This window comes from Streptomyces piniterrae, assembly GCF_005048155.1.
Taxonomy (GTDB): Bacteria; Actinomycetota; Actinomycetes; order Streptomycetales; family Streptomycetaceae; genus Streptomyces; species Streptomyces piniterrae.
Genome location: NZ_SUMB01000009.1, coordinates 281062 through 299997 on the forward strand (window position 1 = coordinate 281062; position 18936 = coordinate 299997).

The 18936-nt window shown below is 71.3% G+C and carries 13 protein-coding genes; 8 read left to right on the forward strand and 5 right to left on the reverse strand.

Annotated features, from left to right (window positions below):
* The first annotated feature begins 445 nt into the window (after positions 1 to 445).
* Together FCH28_RS25450 and FCH28_RS25455 are read left to right on the forward strand one after the other, a co-directional pair.
* Entirely contained in the window at positions 446 to 1906 is a 1461-nt protein-coding gene (locus tag FCH28_RS25450; RefSeq protein WP_136742465.1) for an aldehyde dehydrogenase family protein, read from the forward strand.
* A 304-nt stretch (positions 1907 to 2210) separates the two neighbouring features.
* On the forward strand, positions 2211 to 3593 hold the full coding sequence (locus FCH28_RS25455) for an FAD-dependent oxidoreductase (RefSeq protein WP_136742466.1): 1383 nt from the start codon (positions 2211 to 2213) through the stop codon (positions 3591 to 3593).
* 157 nt (positions 3594 to 3750) lie between these two features.
* Here the strand turns inward: FCH28_RS25455 and hemE are convergent, their stop codons facing one another.
* The gene (gene hemE / locus FCH28_RS25460; protein ID WP_136742467.1) at positions 3751 to 4818 is read right to left on the reverse strand and encodes a uroporphyrinogen decarboxylase; all 1068 of its coding nucleotides are present in this window, start codon (positions 4816 to 4818) and stop codon (positions 3751 to 3753) included.
* 274 nt (positions 4819 to 5092) lie between these two features.
* Here hemE and FCH28_RS25465 point away from each other — a divergent pair, with 274 nt between their 5' ends.
* The 6 genes from FCH28_RS25465 (at position 5093) to FCH28_RS25490 (ending at position 12505) form a co-directional block, all read left to right on the forward strand.
* Positions 5093 to 5749, forward strand: a complete 657-nt coding sequence (locus tag FCH28_RS25465) for a DUF3000 domain-containing protein (protein ID WP_136742468.1) — start codon at positions 5093 to 5095, stop codon at positions 5747 to 5749.
* A 559-nt stretch (positions 5750 to 6308) separates the two neighbouring features.
* Positions 6309 to 6971, forward strand: coding sequence for a response regulator transcription factor (locus FCH28_RS25470; RefSeq protein ID WP_016573641.1), 663 nt, complete (start codon positions 6309 to 6311; stop codon positions 6969 to 6971).
* 79 nt (positions 6972 to 7050) lie between these two features.
* Positions 7051 to 8325 (forward strand): ribonuclease D, encoded by a 1275-nt coding sequence (locus FCH28_RS25475; RefSeq protein WP_136742469.1) that lies wholly within the window; start codon positions 7051 to 7053, stop codon positions 8323 to 8325.
* A gap of 330 nt (positions 8326 to 8655) precedes the next feature.
* On the forward strand, positions 8656 to 9876 hold the full coding sequence (locus FCH28_RS25480) for a thiolase family protein (RefSeq protein WP_136742470.1): 1221 nt from the start codon (positions 8656 to 8658) through the stop codon (positions 9874 to 9876).
* Entirely contained in the window at positions 9873 to 12002 is a 2130-nt protein-coding gene (locus FCH28_RS25485; RefSeq protein ID WP_136742471.1) for a 3-hydroxyacyl-CoA dehydrogenase NAD-binding domain-containing protein, read from the forward strand. The genes FCH28_RS25480 and FCH28_RS25485 overlap by 4 nt, the downstream gene beginning before the upstream one ends.
* Positions 12003 to 12100: 98 nt before the next feature.
* Complete coding sequence (locus FCH28_RS25490; RefSeq protein WP_136742472.1) at positions 12101 to 12505, forward strand: PIN domain-containing protein; 405 nt, start codon at positions 12101 to 12103, stop codon at positions 12503 to 12505.
* 63 nt (positions 12506 to 12568) lie between these two features.
* On the opposite strand, the gene FCH28_RS25495 is transcribed toward FCH28_RS25490, so the two are convergent.
* The 4 genes from FCH28_RS25495 to FCH28_RS25510 all read right to left on the reverse strand — a co-directional run bounded on the left by FCH28_RS25495 (position 12569) and on the right by FCH28_RS25510 (position 18785).
* Positions 12569 to 14095 (reverse strand): amino acid permease, encoded by a 1527-nt coding sequence (locus tag FCH28_RS25495; RefSeq protein ID WP_136742473.1) that lies wholly within the window; start codon positions 14093 to 14095, stop codon positions 12569 to 12571.
* Between the two features lie 195 nt (positions 14096 to 14290).
* Positions 14291 to 16246, reverse strand: coding sequence for a 1-deoxy-D-xylulose-5-phosphate synthase (dxs, locus tag FCH28_RS25500; protein WP_136742474.1), 1956 nt, complete (start codon positions 16244 to 16246; stop codon positions 14291 to 14293).
* Between the two features lie 440 nt (positions 16247 to 16686).
* Positions 16687 to 17988, reverse strand: a complete 1302-nt coding sequence (locus tag FCH28_RS25505; protein WP_136742475.1) for a sugar ABC transporter permease — start codon at positions 17986 to 17988, stop codon at positions 16687 to 16689.
* Positions 17985 to 18785, reverse strand: coding sequence for an ATP-binding cassette domain-containing protein (locus FCH28_RS25510; protein ID WP_136742476.1), 801 nt, complete (start codon positions 18783 to 18785; stop codon positions 17985 to 17987). The genes FCH28_RS25505 and FCH28_RS25510 overlap by 4 nt, the downstream gene beginning before the upstream one ends.
* Between the last annotated feature and the right edge of the window lie 151 nt (positions 18786 to 18936).

The window sequence follows — 18936 nt, forward strand, 5'->3', positions numbered from 1 at the left end:
TCGGGGGCGCTGGCTCGGACGGCTGGCCCGGGAGCGCTGACCCGGGAGCGCCGCCTCGGACGGCTGGCTCGGGAGCGCTGACCCGGGAGCGCCGCCTCGGACGGCTGGCTCGGGAGCGCTGGGGCTGCGGGTCGGCTCGGGAGCGCTGGGGCTGCGGATCGGGTGCTGTGATGCCGGTAGAGATGCCGGTAGACCGGATGCCGGAATACCCGCCCCTGCCCCCGCGTTCTGGCCTGCAAGGGGCGACCACGTCCCCTAGGGGATCTCCCCCAGCGCACCCCTGACCCCGCCCGCACCCCGCCGCATAACCGCGCGCCCCCACCCCGCTCGGCCCGCTCCCCCTCGCCCCCTTCCCCTCCACACATGGCGCCGCCGCTCCCCTCGCGAGAGAATGTGACCACTCGTTCATTCCTCAACTGTTTTCTCCCGACCGGAGGTTGGCGCGATGCCCCTGCTCGACCCGAAGGAACGACTGTCCCTGAACGGCGGCGAGGCGGACGCCATCGAGCCCGCGACGGGCGACGTGCTGGACACCTTCACGCTGGCCGGCCCGTCCGACGTCGAGCAGGCCGCGAGCAGCGCCGCCCACGCCCAGCGGGACTGGGCCCGCAGGCCGTATTCGGAGCGGGCCGCGGTGCTGCGCCGGGCCGGCGATCTGATCCAGCGGTACGAGCCGGAGATCGCCGAGTGGATCATCCGTGAGTCCGGCAGCATCCGGGGCAAGGCCGACTTCGAGATCCGCACCGCGGCCGAGGAGTGCTACGAGGCCGCCGCACTCGCCCACCGCCCCATCGGGCAGGTGCTCCCCTCCTCCACGCCGCGCCTGTCGTACACGACCCGCGTCCCGGCCGGGGTCGTCGGCGTCATCGCGCCGTTCAACGCCCCGCTGGTGCTCGGCGTCAGATCCGTCGCACCCGCCCTCGCCCTCGGCAACGCCGTCCTCCTCAAACCCGACCCGCGTACCGCGATCTGCGGCGGCCATGTCCTGTCGGCGGTCTTCGCGGAGGCCGGGCTGCCCGAGGGGCTGCTGCACGTCCTGCCGGGCGGCGCGGAGACCGGTCAGGCGCTGATCGCGGATCCGCGTGTCCGCGTCGTCTCGTTCACCGGCTCGACCGCCGCGGGCCGCAGCGTCGGCGCTCTGGCCGCGAGCCATCTCAAGCGCGCCCACCTGGAGTTGGGCGGCAACAGCGCCTTCCTCGTCCTGGAGGACGCCGATCTGGACGCGGCGATGTCCACCGCCGCCTGGGCGTCCTTCTTCCACCAGGGCCAGGTCTGCATGACCGCGGGCCGGCATCTCGTGCATGCCTCGCTCTACGACGAGTACGTGGCCCGGCTGGCGGAGAAGGCGGACGCGCTGGCCGTCGGGGACCCGTTCCGCGAGCAGGTGCACCTCGGCCCGGTCATCGACCGCGGTCAGCTCGACAAGATCGACGAGCTGGTACGGAGCAGCGCCGAGGCCGGCGTACGGGTCGCCGCCGGGGGCACCCACCACGACCTGTACTACCGTCCGACGGTGCTCGCCGACGCGGGCGCCGACTCCGGATCGGGGCCCGGCTCCGTGGGCGCCTCCGCCGCGTACGCCCTGGAAGTCTTCGGCCCGGTGGCCCCCGTGCGCGCGTTCCACACCCTGGACGAGGCCGTCGAGCTGGCGAACGACACGTCCTACGGCCTGGCGCTCGGGATCGTCACCCGCGACGCGGCCCGCGCGCTGGACCTGGCCCAACGCATCCCCACCGGCCTCGTCCACATCAACGACCAGACGGTCAACGACGAGCCGGTCGCGGCCTTCGGCGGCCTCGCCGACTCGGGTACCGGCTCGCGCTTCGGCGGCGAGGCCAACCTCGACGCGTTCACCGAAACCCGCTGGACGACGGTGCGCGCCACGCCCGCGGCCTACCCCTTCTAGCGCCCCTGCCAGCGCCCCTGCCAGCGCCCGTTCTCGTGCTGTCCGCGTGCCGTTCCCGCACCGTCCTGCGCCGTCCCGCACCCGTTCGGCCCCTTTTCTCGCCCCCCGTTTCCGGGCCCCTAGGGGACTTCGCGACGATTCATCAGGGTCTTCCTCAGGGGCCCGTCAGGGCGTTTCTCAGGGGCATTCCTGACGCGCCGACACGCGGCGAGTCCTAACGTTACGAATCAAGACGCAGCGAACACCGCGCATCGTCAAGAGGCGGCGGAGGCGCTGCGGTGAGATCCGACGAAGGGGTGGCGCGATGGCGGCGGAGCGGCTGGTGGTCGTCGGTGGCGACGCGGCGGGGATGGCCGCCGCGTCGCAGGCGCGGCGGCTGAGGAAGCCCGACGAGCTGGAGATCATCGCGTTCGAGCGCGGCCATTTCACCTCGTACTCCGCCTGCGGCATCCCGTACTGGGTCGGCGGTGTGGTCGACGGTCCGGACGCCCTGATCGCCCGTTCTCCGGAGGAGCACCGCGCCCGCGACATCGATCTGCGGTTGCGTACCGAGGTCACCGAACTCGACCTGGACCGCTGCCGGGTGCGCACCCGGCAGCTGGACGACGGCGGCCGGGAGTCCTGGACCGGCTTCGACAAGCTGGTGCTGGCCACCGGCGCCCGACCGCGGCGCCCCGCGCTGCCGGGGATCGACGCGCCGGGTGTGCATGGTGTGCAGACACTCGACGACGGCCGGGCCCTGCTGGACACCCTTGAGGCCACCGAGGGCCGGCGGGCCGTCGTCGTCGGCGCCGGCTATATCGGCGTGGAGATGGCCGAGGCGCTGATCCGCCGCGGCTACGAGGTCACCGTGCTGGAACAGAGCGAGCAGCCGATGTCCACCCTGGACCCGGACATGGGGGCGCTCGTCCACACGGCGATGTGCGGGCTGGGCATCGAGACGGTGCGCGGCGCGGCCGTGACCGCGGTGCTGACGGATGCGGAAGGCCGGGCCCGCGCGGTCACCACCGAGGACGCCGAATATCCGGCGGACGTGATCGTCCTGGGCATGGGCGTACAGCCCGAGACGACCCTCGCCGCCGCGGCCGGGCTCCCCCTGGGCGAGTCCGGCGGGCTGCTCACCGACCTCGCGATGCGGGTGCGCGGCCAGGACGCGATATGGGCGGGCGGCGACTGCGTCGAGGTCCTCGACCTGGTGTCGGGGCACACCCGGCATATCGCGCTCGGCACGCACGCCAACAAGCACGGCCAGGTCATCGGCTCCAACGTGGGCGGCGGCTACGCGACCTTCCCCGGTGTCGTCGGCACCGCCGTCAGCAAGGTCTGCGATCTGGAGATCGCCCGCACCGGACTGCTGGAGCGCCATGCGCGCGCCGCCGGCCTGCGGTTCGTCACGGTGACCATCGAGTCCACCAACCAGGCCGGCTACTACCCCGGCGCCCGCCCGATGCACGTCAAGATGCTCGCCGAGCACCGTACGGGCCGACTGCTGGGTGTGCAGATCGTCGGGCACGAGGGCGCGGGCAAGAGGGTGGACATCGCGGCGGTGGCACTGACGGCCGGCATGACCGTGGAGCAGATGACCACCCTCGACCTGGGCTACGCCCCGCCCTTCTCCCCGGTCTGGGACCCGGTCCTGGTCGCGGCCCGCAAGGCGACGGCGGCGATACGGGCGGCGGGGGTATGACCTGGGCGGGCCGGCCAGACCTGATCAAGCCGTCCCGGGCCGGACCAGAGCTCTGTCAGGTCAGGGCGAGGGGTGGGGCGGGGCGGGGGCGGGGCGGGGGGCGAGGGGAGCCCCCCGGGGGAGGCCGAAGGACCGGGGAACGCCCCGAGCCCCTCCCTCAGCCCGCCGTCTGCTCGTGTACGTACTCCACCAGCCGGGTCAGCGACTCCGGGTCGGTGGTGGGGAGGACACCGTGGCCGAGGTTGAAGACATGGCCTTCCAGGCCGGCGGCGGCCTCCAGGACCTCGCGGGCCTTGGTCTCCACGGCCTCGCGCGGGGCGAAGAGGACGGCCGGGTCGATATTGCCCTGGAGTGCCTTGCCGGGGCCGACGCGGCGAGCCGCCTCGTCCAGCGGGACGCGCCAGTCGACGCCGACGACATCGGCGCCGGCCTCGCCCATCAGGCCGAGGAGTTCGCCGGTGCCGACACCGAAGTGGATGCGCGGCACGCCGTAGGACGCGACCGCGTCGAAGACCTTGGCGGAGGACGGCATCACGGACCGCCGGTAGTCGGCGGGCGCGAGCGCGCCGACCCAGGAGTCGAAGAGCTGCACGGCGCTCGCCCCGGCCTCGATCTGGACCTTGAGGAAGGCCGCGGTGATCTCCGCGAGCCGGTCCAGGAGGTCGGCCCACAGCTGCGGGTCGCCGTACATGAGCGCCTTGGTGCGCTCGTGGTTACGGGACGGGCCGCCCTCGACGAGGTAGCTGGCGAGGGTGAAGGGTGCGCCGGCGAAGCCGATGAGGGGGGTGCTGCCGAGTTCGCGGACGAGCATGCCGATGGCCTCGGTGACGTACGAGACGTCGCCGGGCTCCAGGTCGCGCAGCTGCTCGAGGTCGGCGCGGGTGCGGATCGGGTTCTCGACGACCGGGCCGACGCCGGGCTTGATGTCGAGGTCGATGCCGATGGCCTTGAGGGGGACGACGATGTCGCTGAAGTAGATGGCGGCGTCGACGTTGTGGCGGCGCACCGGCTGGAGGGTGATCTCGGTGACCAGCTCGGGGCGCATGCAGGAGTCGAGCATCGCGATGCCCTCGCGGACCTTGCGGTATTCGGGCAGCGAGCGCCCCGCCTGGCGCATGAACCACACCGGCGTGTGCGGCACCGGCTCGCGGCGGCAGGCCCTGAGGAATGCCGAGTCGTATGTAGCGGTCTGCTGCTGGCCCGTGGGGGCGTCGTTGGCGCTCACGCCCCAAATCTTCGCATGCGCGCCGGAGGGCGTGACCGGGGTCCCGGAGTTCGCCGACAGGCCGCTTCCCGGTGAGGGAGACAGGCACCTCCCGGCGACGGAGACCGGCCGTCTCCCGGTGACGACCGGGGCGGTGCGGCGCGGCAGAGGGCATGTCCGGGACGGCGCCCGGGGGCGGAACTGCGCCGGCGCCTCCGGGGCACCTCCGAATGGGCGACGCGCGCACCGGGTGTCCTCCCGGGATGACGGCCTCCTTCCGCCTAATCTTCCGGGCATGGCTGCGGCTCAAGAACACCTCGCGGACAGCGCGGACGAGACCCCGATCCCCTTCCGTCAGGCGGTCGAGGCGCTCCGGGCGGCTCGACTGCGGCCGGAGATCGAGATCGACCCGACGCCGGCGCCGAAGCGGCTCGCCCCGTTCGCGTACGCGCTGGAGGCGGCGGTGGTCGAACACGCCTCGGGACCGGGCGACGAGGACAGGGATCTGGCGGACGGGCGGCTGGTGCTGCTCCACCAGCCGGCCGGGCATGAGGCCTGGCAGGGCACGTTCCGTGTGGTGACGCTGGCACGGGCGGAACTGGAGCCGGAGATGGGCGCCGATCCGCTGTTGCCCGAGGTGTCCTGGTCGTGGCTGACGGGTGCGCTGGAGGCGCGCGGGGTGCGGTACGGCGAGGCGAGCGGCACGGTGACGCGGGCCGGGTCGTACTACTTCGGTGGTCTTTCGGCGCGGGAGCCGGCGACGCAGATCGAGATCCGGGCGTCGTGGACACCGGCCGAGGGGCCGGGCGGGGTGCCGGACATGGCGGCGCATCTGTCGGCGTGGTGCGATCTGCTGTGTCAGGTGGCGGGGCTGCCGCCGGCCGCGCCGGACCCGTCGCCGCGCGGCGGTGTCGTACCGCTGCCGCAGCGCCGGGGGCCGCATCCCCGCTGAGCGTCGGGTGTCCCGGTGCGGCCGCGCCGGGACACGAGACCCGCCGGGTTCACGCGGCAGCGGATGCGGACACCAGGGCGCCCGGACACCATCATCGGCAGCCGCGCCGAACCGTTCGGCAGCAGCGACGACGACCGGCAGAAGCAGCAGCGACGACCGGCAACGACGACGCCCGGCACCCCCGCCCACCCACCCGCCGGCGGCAGCACACCTCCCCCATCCCGTCCCCCTCCCGCCCCCACCCCACCGACAGCCTCTGAGCACCTACGACAACGCCTGATCAACTTCGCGCGTCAACCGTGCTCTTCCCGCACCGTCCGTGAAGCGTTCCGGGCGACATCGCGTCATCACATGCGCCTCTGTTCACCTCTGTGGTCACTCGATGCTCAGCTCTGATCGACCAAGCGTCCGATTTGCCCGAATTGCCCCTAACTAAATCGTGATCAAACTCTAAAGTCCCGCCCGATTGCTGCCGAAGAGGTCAGTGACCCTTCAAACACGGATCATTCCGACGCTCCCAAGTCGGCTTCCGTCCCCGCCACTCCCCCCAGGAGGCCCGGTGTCTGTTCTCCTCGAGCAACCTTCGAGCCTGGTCGCCTACCGCCCGAACAAGCCGACGGCCATGGTCGTCGTGGCCGACCCTCGCGTCCGTTCCACCGTCACCCGCCACCTGTGGGCCCTCGGAGTACGTGACGTGATCGAGGCGTCGTCCATCGCGGAGGCCCGTCCCCGCGTCGGCAACCCGCGCGACATCTGCGTTGCCGACGTCCACCTGCCCGACGGCTCCGGCCTCACGCTCCTCTCCGAGACGCGGGCCGCCGGCTGGCCCAACGGTCTCGCCCTGTCCGCCGCCGACGACATCGGCGCCGTACGCAACGCCCTCGCCGGCGGCGTCAAGGGCTATGTCGTCACCGGCACCCGCACCAACCTCGGCCTCCCGGGCCGGCCGGGCGCCGCGCCCATCGGCGCCAACGCGGCCCGTATGCAGCGCCGCCCCCCGGGCGCCCCCGGCCACCCGGGCGGCTACCGCGAGCTTTCGGGCCGTGAGGTCGAGGTGTTGCGGCTGGTGGCGGAGGGCCAGTCCAACAAGGCCATCGGCGTCTCGATGGGGCTGTCGGCGCTGACCGTCAAGAGCCACCTCGCCCGCATCGCACGCAAGCTCGGCACCGGTGACCGGGCCGGCATGGTCGCGGTCGCCCTGCGCACCGGCATCATCCACTGACCCACTCAACCAGGCCGTCTCGCCCGTCGAGGGAACGTTCCCTCGACGGGCGCCGTGCATACACAGATACCCTTGACTGGTGACCGACGCCCAAAAGACCGCAGCAGACACGACACTGCGAGCAGCCGGAGACTCTCCTCCGGATCTCGGACCGGCGCCGGAACCGCTATTGGAGCCCCGCGAAGGCATCCCCTCGGTGACCGCCACCGACGAGGCGCTCGCCGAGGTCGTGGCCGCCTTCGCGGCCGGCTCCGGTCCGGTCGCCGTCGACGCCGAGCGCGCTTCCGGCTACCGCTACGGCCAGCGCGCCTACCTCGTCCAGCTGCGCCGCGAGGGCGCCGGCAGCGTCCTCGTCGACCCGGTCGGCTGCCCCGACCTGTCGGCGCTCGGCGACGCGATCGACGACGCCGAGTGGGTGCTGCACGCCGCCACCCAGGACCTGCCCTGTCTGCGCGACATAGGGATGGTCCCCACCCGGCTCTTCGACACGGAGCTGGCCGGGCGGCTGGCCGGTTTCGCCCGGGTCGGCCTGGGCGCGATGGTCGAGAACGTCCTCGGCTACGCCCTGGAGAAGGGCCACTCCGCCGTCGACTGGTCGACCCGTCCGCTGCCCGAGCCGTGGCTGCGCTATGCCGCGCTCGACGTCGAGCTGCTGGTGGATCTGCGCGACGCGCTGGAGGAGGAGCTGACCCGGCAGGGGAAGCTGGAGTGGGCCCGGCAGGAGTTCGCGGCCATCGCCGCCGCTCCCCCGCCGCCGCCCCGCAAGGACCCCTGGCGCCGTACGTCCGGGATGCACAAGGTGCGCCGGCGTCGCCAGATGGCGGTCGTACGGGAGCTGTGGACCGCCCGTGACCAGGTCGCCCAGCGGCGCGACGTCTCCCCGGGCAAGGTGCTCGGGGACACCGCGATCGTGGAGGCGGCGCTGAACCTGCCGGCGAACAGCCAGGCGCTGGCCGCGCTGCCCGGCTTCGGCCACCGCATGGGCCGCCGTCAGCTGGAGCAGTGGCAGGCCGCCGTGGACCGCGCCCGTACGCTGCCGGACAGTGAGCTGCCGCAGCCGGGACAGCCGCTCAACGGACCGCCGCCGCCCCGTTCCTGGGCGGACAAGGACCCGGCCGCCGCGGCCCGGCTCGCGGCCGCGCGGGCCGCGGTGACCGCGCTCGCCGAGGAGCTGAACCTCCCCCAGGAGAACCTGATCACCCCGGACACGGTGCGCCGGCTGTGCTGGGAGCCGCCGGCCGAGCCGACGCTGGAGGCGGTCTCCAGGGTGCTGACCGGCCACGGCGCGCGCCCCTGGCAGATCGAGCAGGTGGCGGTGATCCTCACGGAGGCGCTGGTCACGAACGGCGCCTGACAGGGACGGGACACCGACGGCCCGGCCGCGCGAGCATGCGCGGCCGGGCCGTCGTCATGCCGGGAACCGCGTCGCTATGTCCGGGACCGCGTCGCTGTGTCGAGGGCCGCGTCGTCATGACGAGGACCGGCGGAAGCCCGCCCCGAGCCCCGCGTAAAACGAAGGGCACGCCCCCGCTCGACCCACGCAAAGCGCGACGAACCCGTGTGACGTTCGCCGCTCCGGCCCATGGGACTGTGCAGCCTGGTTACCCGCAAGTAGCATGTCGGTGTGAAGCGTCCCCCGGGGCGCCCCGCAGCAGTGCCACCCCGCACATGGAGGAGAGCCAACGTGCCTCGTACCGCTAGGGACGTCGTCTTCGTCGACGGCGTCCGCACCCCGTTCGGCAAGGCGGGCCCGAAGGGCATCTACCACGAGACCCGCGCCGACGACCTGGTCGTCAAGTGCATCCGGGAGCTGCTGCGCCGCAACCCGGACCTGGACCCTGCGAAGATCGACGAGGTTGCCCTCGCCGCCACCACCCAGATCGGCGACCAGGGCCTGACCCTGGGCCGTACCGCCGGCATCCTGGCGGGCCTCCCCCAGTCCGTGCCCGGCTTCTCCATCGACCGGATGTGTGCCGGCGCGATGACCGCCGTGACGAGCATGGCCGGCGGTGTGTCCTTCGGTGCGTACGACCTCGCCATCGCCGGTGGTGTCGAGCACATGGGCCGCCACCCCATGGGTGAGGGCGTGGACCCCAACCCGCGCTTCGTGTCGGAGAAGCTGGTCGACCAGTCCGCCCTCTTCATGGGCATGACGGCGGAGAACCTGCACGACCGGCTCCCGCACATCACCAAGCAGCGCGCCGACGAGTACGCCGTGCGCTCGCAGGAGAAGGCCGCCAAGGCGTACGCCAACGGCAAGATCCAGCAGGACCTGGTGCCGATCTCGGTCCGCCGCACCAACGCGGAGGCCGGCGAGACCGGCTGGGGCCTGGCCACCGCCGACGAGCCGATGCGTCCGGGCACGACCCTGGAGAACCTGGCCGGCCTGAAGACCCCGTTCCGTCCGCACGGCCGGGTGACCGCGGGCAACGCCGCCGGTCTCAACGACGGTGCGACCGCCTCACTGATCGCCGCCGAGGACGTGGCGCGCGAGCTGGGCCTGCCGGTCAAGATGCGCCTGGTGGACTTCGCGTTCGCCGGTGTGGAGCCCGAGGTCATGGGCATCGGCCCGGTCCCGGCGACCGAGAAGGCGCTGGCCAAGGCCGGTCTGACGATCGATGACATCGGTCTGTTCGAGATCAACGAGGCCTTCGCGGTGCAGGTGCTCTCGCTCCTGGACCACTACGGCATCGCCGACGACGACCCGCGCGTCAACCAGTACGGCGGCGCGATCGCCTTCGGCCACCCGCTGGCGTCGTCCGGCGTGCGTCTGATGACGCAGCTGGCCCGGCAGTTCGAGGAGCAGCCGGAGGTCCGCTACGGCATCACCTCCATGTGTGTCGGCTTCGGCATGGGTGGAACGGTCATCTGGGAGAACCCGCACTTCGAGGGAGCAGGCAAGTGAGCACCACTACTGAGCTGTTGAAGGGTGCGGCGGAGCTGTTCCCGGACGAGGTCGTGACGCAGGCGCACGTACGCCACCTCGACCTGCCCCAGGGCGCGGGCAAATTCGCGCTCGTCACGCTGGACAACGGCTTCGACCACACCAAGCCGACCACCTTCGGTCCGCAGTCGCTGGCGAACCTCAACGCCGCCATCGACCAGGTGGAGAAGGAGGCCGCGGACGGCACGATCGTCGGTGTCGGTCTCACCGGCAAGCCGTTCATCTTCGCCGTCGGCGCCGACCTCAAGGGCGTCGAGCTGCTGAAGAAGCACGACGAGGCCCTGGCCATCGGCAAGGGCGGCCACGACGTCTTCAAGCGGCTGGCCGGGCTGGCCGTGCCGACCTTCGCGTACTACAACGGCGCGGCGATGGGCGGCGGCGTCGAGGTCGGTCTGCACTGCACCTACCGCACCGTCTCCAAGGCGGTCCCCGCCTTCTCGCTGCCCGAGGTCTTCCTCGGTCTGGTGCCGGGCTGGGGCGGCTGCGTCCTGCTGCCGAACCTGATCGGCCCGGACAAGGCCGTCTCGGTCGTGATCGAGAACTCGCTCAACCAGAACAAGCAGCTCAAGGGCCAGCAGGTCTTCGAGCTGGGCATCGCGGACGCGATCTTCGAGGGTGCCGACTTCCTGGAGCAGTCGCTGATCTGGACCGCTTCGGTGCTGAAGGGCGACCACGAGGTCGTACGGCCCGAGATCGACCGGGGTGCGGCGTGGGACGAGGCCGTGGCCCGCGGCAAGGCCGTCGCCGACGGCAAGGTGCACGGCGCGGCCCCGGCCGCCTACCGCGCGCTGGAGATCATCGCCGCCGCCAAGAACGGCGACCTCCAGCAGGGCTTCGACGCCGAGGACCAGGCCCTCGCGGACCTGATCATGGGTGGCGAGCTGCGCTCCGGCATCTACTCGTTCAACCTGGTGCAGAAGCGTGCCAAGCGTCCCGCCGGTGCGCCGGACAAGAAGCTGGCCCGCCCGGTCACCAAGGTCGGCGTCGTCGGCGCCGGTCTGATGGCCTCTCAGCTGGCGCTGCTGTTCGCCCGCCGTCTCGAGGTGCCGGTCGTCCTCACGGACATCGACCAGGCCCGTATCGACAAGGGCGTGGAGTACGTCCACGGCGAGATCGACAAGCTGCTGCTCAAGGGCCGGGTCAACCAGGACAAGGCGAACCGCCTCAAGGGTCTGGTCTCCGGTCACCTCGACAAGGCCACCGCCTTCGGCGACGCGGACTTCGTCATCGAGGCCGTCTTCGAGGAGATGGGCGTCAAGCAGCAGGTGTTCGCCGAGGTCGAGGCGGTCGTCCCGGAGCACGCGATCCTGGCGACCAACACCTCCTCCCTCTCGGTCACCGAGATGGCGTCGAAGCTCAAGCACCCCGAGCGGGTCGTGGGCTTCCACTTCTTCAACCCGGTCGCGATCCTGCCGCTGCTGGAGATCGTCCGCGCGGAGAAGACCGACGACGCGTCGCTGGCCACCGCGTTCTCGGTCGCCAAGTCGCTGAAGAAGACGGCCGTGCTGACGAAGGACGCCCCGGCGTTCGTCGTCAACCGCATCCTGACCCGCTTCATGGGCGAGATCCAGAACGTCATCGACGAGGGCACCCCGGTCGAGGTCGCCGAGAAGGCCATCGAGCCGCTCGGTCTGCCGATGTCGCCGCTGGTGCTGCTGGAGCTGGTCGGCCCGGCGATCGGTCTGCATGTGTCGGAGACGCTCAACGGCGCCTTCCCGGACCGCTTCAAGGTCTCCCCGAACCTCGCCGCCGTCGTCAAGGCCGGCAAGCGCGGCTTCTACGTCTACGACTCCGGCAAGCCGGAGCTGGACCCGGAGGTCGCCGCGCTCCTCAAGCAGGGCGATGTCGTCCTGACCGAGGAGCAGGTGCGGGACCGCGTCCTGGACGCCGTCGCGCAGGAGATCGGCCTGATGCTGGACGAGGGTGTCGTCGCCGAGGCGCAGGACATCGACCTGTGTCTGATCACCGGTGCCGGCTGGCCCTTCCACCTGGGCGGCATCACGCCGTACCTGGACCGCGAGGGTGTCTCCGAGCGGGTGACGGGCAAGAAGTTCCTGGCCCCGGGCGTGGCGAGCGTTCCCGCGTAAGGGCACGTCAGTCGTAGGTGATGCGCGGGCCGGCTCGGCGGAGTCGGCCCGCGCATCCGTGTGTCGGGGAGCGGGGGCGGTCGTGGCAGGCTGGCCGCATGGATTCCTTGGTGATCGTCGATGCCGCGAATGTCGTCGGCTCGGTGCCCGACGGCTGGTGGCGGGACCGCCACGGCGCGGCGGAGCGGCTGCGGGACGCGCTGCCCGGGTACGCCGCCGCGGGGCTGCCTGGGCTGGTCGAACCGCCCCTGGAGATGGTCCTCGTGGTCGAGGGCGCGGCGCGCGGGGTGACCTCCGTCGAGGGCGTACGGGTGGTGTCGGCGGGCGGCAGCGGCGATGACCGGATCGTGGAGCTGGTGGCGGAGGAGGGCGGCGCCCGTGAGTGTCTCGTCGTCACCGCGGACCGTGGGCTGCGGGAGCGCGTCGAGGCGCTGGGCGCCCGGGTGACGGGGCCGCGTGCGGTGTGGGGGCGGGGCGGCGGGCGGAGCGGCCGCAGATCCTGAGGCTGCCCGTACGGCCGGCGGGCCGCACGGGCAGCGAGGACAACGGGGGGCGAATGGCCGGTTTCAGCCCTTTTCGACCTGCCGGTTCCGGAGACCGAGGCGGCTGTGCGAGCGTCCGTAGAGGGCGTACACGACGATGCCGATCACCATCCAGACGGCGAAGCGGAACCAGGTCTCGCCCGGCAGGTTGAGCATCAGCCACACCGAGGCGGCGACCGACAGGATCGGGACGAGCGGAACCCACGGGGTTCGGAACGCGCGGTGCAGGTCGGGGCGGGTGCGGCGGAGGATGATCACGCCGACGGCGACGACCACGAACGCGAAGAGCGTGCCGATGTTCACCAGGGTCGCGAGTTCGTTGATGCTGGTGAAGCCCGCGACGATGGCGATGAACACACCGAGCAGGATGGTCGGGCGGTACGGGGTGCCGAAGCGGGGATGCGTGACGGAGAAGAACCGCGGCAGCAGTCCGTCGCGACTCATCGCGAAGAACACCCGGGTCTGACCGAGGAGCAGGATCAGGCACACGGTGGTGAGGCCGACGGCCGCGCCGAAGCTGATGATGCCGGCGTAGAAGGGGTGGCCGGTCGCCTTGAAGGCGTCGGCCAGCGGGGCGCTGACGGACAGCTTGGTGTAGTGCTCCATGCCGGTCACCACGATGGAGACGGCGACGTAGAGGACGGTGCAGATGAGGAGCGAGCCGAGGATGCCGCGCGGCATGTCGCGCTGGGGAAGCTTGGTCTCCTCGGCGGCGGTGGCCACCACGTCGAATCCGATGAAGGCGAAGAAGACGACGGACGCGGCGGTGAAGATGCCCATGACGCCGAAGTTGGTGGGTGCGTAGCCGAAGATCGTTTGGATCAGCGGGGCGTCCCATCCGGAACTGGACGGCGGGGAAACCGCCTCGGGGATGAACGGCGAGTAGTTGTCTCCCACGATGAAGAACAGCCCCGCGATGATCACGATCATGACCACGGTCACCTTGATGGCCACGACGATCGCGGTGATGTTGGCGGACAGCTTCATGCCGAGCACCAGGATCACGGTCAGCACCAGGACCAGCACGAAGGCCAGGATGTCGAAGCTGCCTCCCGCGACATCGGGCCCTTGCAGTGTGGCCGGCAGATGCCAGCCGACGTTGTCCATCAGCGAGCGCACATAGCCGGACCAGCCGACGGCGACGACGGCTGTGCCCAGCGCGAACTCCAGGACCAGGTCCCAGCCGATGATCCATGCGGGCAGCTCACCGATGGAGGCGTACGCGAACGTGTACGCCGATCCGGCCACGGGGACCGTGGAGGCGAACTCGGCGTAGCAGAGCGCGGCCAGCGCGCAGACGATGCCCGCGGCGACGAACGCCAGCGCGGTGGCCGGTCCCGCGGTCTCCTTGGCCACCTTTCCGGTGAGTACGAAGATGCCGGTGCCGATGATGACGCCGACACCGAAGACCGTCAGATCCCATGCGGACAGGGACTTCCGTAGCGCGTGCTCCGGCTCCTCCGTGTCCTGGATCGACTGCTCGACAGTCTTCGTCCGGAACAGGCCGCGACTGCGGCGTGAATCATGCTCTGTGCCGTGCTGTGTGCTCATGGGCGAACCTCCGCCTGGACGACCCTCGCAACTCTCCTGAACTGACCGAGTCTCCGCAATGGCGGGAAACAGACAGGTATGGCGGGCCCTCTGACGGCGGGTATTCACCCGATGGGGCGTGGAGGCGGATATGCCGATGGGCCGGGCGGAACACCCGTACGGGTGACCGGCCGGCCCATCGGCGCAGCTGTCGGATCAGTCGCGGGCGACCTCGGCGGGCCGCGCACCGCCCGTGGCGTCCGGGGCGTCGGTGGCCTCCTCGGCGCCGGCACCACGGTTGTCGATCCTGGCGACGAGTCCGGTGACCTGGCGGGCGATGTCCGGGGCGGTGAGCCCGATCTCCGCCATGACCTCCTTGCGGGAGGCGTGGTCGAGGAACCGCTCGGGGATGCCGAAGTCCCGCAGCGGGAGGTCCACGCCGGCGTCCCGCAGCGACTGCGCGACGGCCGAACCGACGCCGCCGGTACGGATGTTGTCCTCGACGGTGACGACCACCCGGTGCTTGGCGGCGAGCTCCGGCAGCGCCGCGTCGACCGGCTTGACCCAGCGCGGGTCGACGACGGTGGAGGAGATGCCCTGCTTGTCCAGCAGATCGGCGACCTCCAGGCACATCGGCGCGAGCGCGCCCACGGACACCACCAGCACGTCCGGCTTGGCGGCCGTGGGCTTCCGCAGGACGTCCATGCCGCCGATCTTGCCGACCGCGGGGACGGCCGGGCCGACGACGCCCTTGGAGTAGCGCAGCACGGTCGGCGCGTCCTCGACCTTGACGGCCTCGCGCAGTTGGGCGCGCAGCTGGGCGGCGTCGCGCGGGGCGGCGATCCGCAGGGTGGGCACGACCTGGAGCATCGACATGTCCCACATGCCGTTGTGCGAGGCGCCGTCGTCACCGGTGACGCCGGCCCGGTCGAGGACGAACGTCACACCGCACTTGTGCAGGGCGACGTCCATCAGGACCTGGTCGAAGGCCCGGTTGAGGAACGTCGCGTACACCGCGAAGACCGGGTGCACCCCGCCGGTGGCCAGGCCGGCGGCGGAGGTGGCGGCGTGCTGCTCGGCGATGCCGACGTCGTAGATGCGGTCGGGGAACGCGTCCGCGAACTTCTTCAGGCCGACCGGCTGGAGCATGGCCGCGGTGATCGCGACGATGTCCTTGCGCTCCCGGCCGAGCTTGACCATCTCGTCGCCGAAGACGGAGGTCCAGCTGGCGGCCGCGGTCTTGACCGGCAGGCCGGTGTCCGGGTGGATCGGGCCGATGCCGTGGAAGCGGTCCGCCTCGTCCTGCTCGGCGGGCTTGTAGCCGCGGCCCTTCTCGGTGAGGCAGTGCACGATGACGGGGCCGCCGAAGCGCTTGGCGCGGGCGAGCGCGGACTCCAGGGCCTCGATGTCATGGCCGTCGATCGGGCCGACGTACTTCAGGCCCAGGTCCTCGAACATGCCCTGCGGCGCGATGAAGTCCTTGAGGCCCTTCTTGGCGCCGTGGAGCGTCTCGTAGAGCGGCTTCCCGACGACCGGGGTGCGCTCCAGGATGTCCTTGCCGCGCGCCAGGAAACGCTCGTAGCCGTCGGTGGTACGGAGCGTGGCGAGGTGGTTGGCGAGGCCGCCGATGGTCGGCGCGTAGGAGCGCTCGTTGTCGTTGACGACGATGACGAGCGGGCGGTCCTTGGCGGCGGCGATGTTGTTGAGCGCCTCCCAGGCCATGCCGCCGGTCAGCGCGCCGTCACCGATGACGGCCACCACATGGTCGCTCTTGCCGCGTACCTCGTTGGCCTTGGCGAGGCCGTCGGCCCAGCCCAGCACCGTGGAGGCGTGGCTGTTCTCGATGACGTCGTGGTCGGACTCGGCGCGCGAGGGATAGCCCGAAAGGCCGCCCTTGGCGCGCAGCCCGGTGAAGTCCTGGCGGCCGGTGAGCAGCTTGTGGACGTAGGACTGGTGCCCCGTGTCGAAGAGGACCCGGTCCTGGGGGGAGTGGAAGACACGGTGCAGGGCGATGGTCAGCTCGACCACCCCGAGGTTCGGGCCGAGGTGTCCGCCGGTCTTGGCGACCGCGTCGACGAGGAAGGTACGGATCTCCCCCGCCAGCTGCTCGAGCTGCTCCGGGCCTAGCCGGTCCAGATCGCGCGGTCCCCTGATGCGGGTCAGCAACGCCACCCCTGCCTCCTTGCTGGTACGAGCCTGCCGATCGAGCTTGCCGATCAGATGAGTCTAATGTTCCGCCCGCCGCGACTGCGGGCGGGCCTCGCGATGTATGTCACTCGGGTGATGCCGCCGGATGCCGCCAAACGGAGCCGTTTCCGGACATGGACCGGCCCCCACCTGGTCACGCCTGGTGGGGGCCGGATCCGACCGTCTGTCGACGGGGGCGGGCCGTTACGGCGGGAGCGCCGCCGTCGTCGCACAACTGCCGGCACTCAAGTGCGCCCGGAGCGCCGGGGCAGCCGCACGACTACCCGCGGCTACGTGCGCCCGGAGCGCTGCCGCAGTCGAACGACTGCCTGCACTTACGTGCGCCCGGAGCGCCGGGGCAGCCGCACGACTACCCGCAGCTAAGTGCGCCCGGAGCGCTGCCGCAGTCAAACGACAACCCGCAGCTACGTGCGCCCCGCGGTCTTCTGCGTACGCCGCGAAACCGAGTCGATCACGACAGCGGCGAGCAGCACCGCGCCGGTGATCATGTACTGGATCTCGCTGGCCATGCCGAGCAGGTTCAGGCCCTGCTGGATGGACTGGATGACCAGCATGCCCAGCAGCGCGGACCAGATCTTGCCGCGGCCGCCGAAGAGGCTGGTGCCGCCGATGACGGCCGCCGCGATCACGTTCATCAGGGTGTTGCCGGAGCCCAGGTTCTTCGTGGCGCCACCGGAGAGGCTGGCGATGAAGAGCCCGCCGAAGGCGGCGAGCATGCCGGAGATCGCGAACACCGTGATGCGGATCTTGTTCACGTTGATGCCGGCCCTGCGGGCCGCTTCCGCGTTGCCGCCGACCGCGAAGATCTGCCGCCCGTAGGTGGTGCGCCGCACCACGAAGTCCGCGATGACCAGCACGGCGAGGAACAGCACCAGCGCCAGCGGCAGCCCGCGGGCGCCCTCCGGCTCGTTCAGGACGTAGGCGACGACGAAGGCGATCAGCGCGACGACGCCGGTGCGCAGCAGGATCTCGCTGCGCGGCCGGGCCGGCAGCGCGGCGGCCTTGCGGCGCTTGGCGTCCAGCAGCAGGGAGCCGGCGTAGGCGAGGACGGCGATCAGCGCGAGGCCGTACGCGGCGGCCTTGTCCTCGAAGTAGTAGCCGGTGAGGTTCTCCACCACGCTGCCGCTGGGCGTGTTGATGGAGCCTTCCTTGCCCATCATCCAGATCTGGAGGCCGCTCCAGCCGAGGAAACCGGCCAGGGTGACGACGAACGCGGGCACGCCGACCTTGGCGAAAAAGAATCCGTGCAGGGCGCCGATGGCGATGCCCGCGGTGATGGCGATCAGGACCGCGAGCCAGTCGTTGACACCGTTGGTGACGCTGAGCACGGCCCACACGGCCGCCCCGACGCCCGCCACCGAGCCGACGGACAGGTCGATCTCACCCAGCAGCAGGACGAAGACGATACCGACGGCCATGATGCCGAGGCCGGAGGTGTAGACGCCGATGTTCGCGAGGCTGTCGGCGGACAGGAAGCTGCTGTTCTTGACCTGGAAGATGATCGCGATGACGACCAGGCCGATGATGACCGGCAGGGAGCCCAGCTCACCGCCGCGCACCCGGCGCTTGAAGTCCTTGAGGTAGCCGGCGAAGCCCTCCTCGCGGACGAGCAGCCGGGGGTCGACGGCGGCCGGCGGCGGAGCGTCGGCGGCCGCCGGGGCCTCCTTGGTCGCTTCCTCCGCAGGCTGCTTCGTGAGGTCGCTCATGCCCCGGCCTCCTTCTTCACCTGGTCCGTACGCGCCTTGCGGCGGGTCACGGCGTTGTCCGACGCGCCGGTGATGGCGGCGATGATCTCTTCGTGGGAGGTGCCCTCGACGTCGAAGACACCGTTGTTGCGGCCCAGCCGCAGCACCGCGACCCGGTCCGCGACGGCCTGCACATCGGCCATGTTGTGGCTGATGAGGATGACACCGAGGCCGCGCTCGCGCAGCCGCTCGACCAGGTCGAGGACCTGCGCGGTCTGCTCCACGCCGAGCGCGGCGGTGGGCTCGTCGAGGATGACGACCTTGGGGTCGCCGATCAGCGCACGGGCGATGGCGACGACCTGCCGCTGGCCACCGGAGAGCGCGGCAACCGGGATCCGGACGCTGGGGATGCGGATGGAGAGGGTGTCCAGCAGCTCCTTGGCGCGCTTCTCCATCGCGATCTCGTCGAGGACGCCCGCCGTGCGGGTCTCGTTGCCGAGGAAGAGGTTGGCGACGACGTCGAGGTTGTCGCAGAGCGCGAGGTCCTGGTAGACGGTCGCGACGCCGAGTTCCTGGGCGTCGTGCGGCTTGTGGATGCCGACCTTGTTGCCCTCCCACTCGATGGCGCCGTCGTCGACCGGGTGGACGCCGGAAATGGTCTTGACGAGCGTGGACTTGCCGGCGCCGTTGTCGCCTACGAGGGCGACCACCTCACCGGGGTGGATCTCCAGGGTGACGTCCGTGAGTGCTTGGACGGCGCCGAACCGCTTGGAGACTCCGCGCAACGCCAGAACAGGCGTAGCGGACACGTGAATCATCTCCTTCGCCGCCGTCACAACGGCGGGAATGGTGGTGCGAAGAGCGGGGGTGTGCGAGGTGCGGTCGCGGCGCCCGCCCCGGGACGGGGGGAGTTGACCGGGGCGGGCGCCGGACCGGGTGCAGGGGGCGCGGGCTGTGCCGCGCGGCCCC

Coding starts and splice junctions, on each gene's coding strand:
- FCH28_RS25450 (WP_136742465.1), top strand. CDS start 446: ATGCCCCTGCTCGACCCGAAGGAACGACTGTCCCTGAACGGCGGCGAG.
- FCH28_RS25455 (WP_136742466.1), top strand. CDS start 2,211: ATGGCGGCGGAGCGGCTGGTGGTCGTCGGTGGCGACGCGGCGGGGATG.
- FCH28_RS25465 (WP_136742468.1), top strand. CDS start 5,093: ATGGCTGCGGCTCAAGAACACCTCGCGGACAGCGCGGACGAGACCCCG.
- FCH28_RS25490 (WP_136742472.1), top strand. CDS start 12,101: ATGGATTCCTTGGTGATCGTCGATGCCGCGAATGTCGTCGGCTCGGTG.
- FCH28_RS25495 (WP_136742473.1), bottom strand. CDS start 14,095: ATGAGCACACAGCACGGCACAGAGCATGATTCACGCCGCAGTCGCGGC.
- FCH28_RS25505 (WP_136742475.1), bottom strand. CDS start 17,988: ATGAGCGACCTCACGAAGCAGCCTGCGGAGGAAGCGACCAAGGAGGCC.
- FCH28_RS25510 (WP_136742476.1), bottom strand. CDS start 18,785: ATGATTCACGTGTCCGCTACGCCTGTTCTGGCGTTGCGCGGAGTCTCC.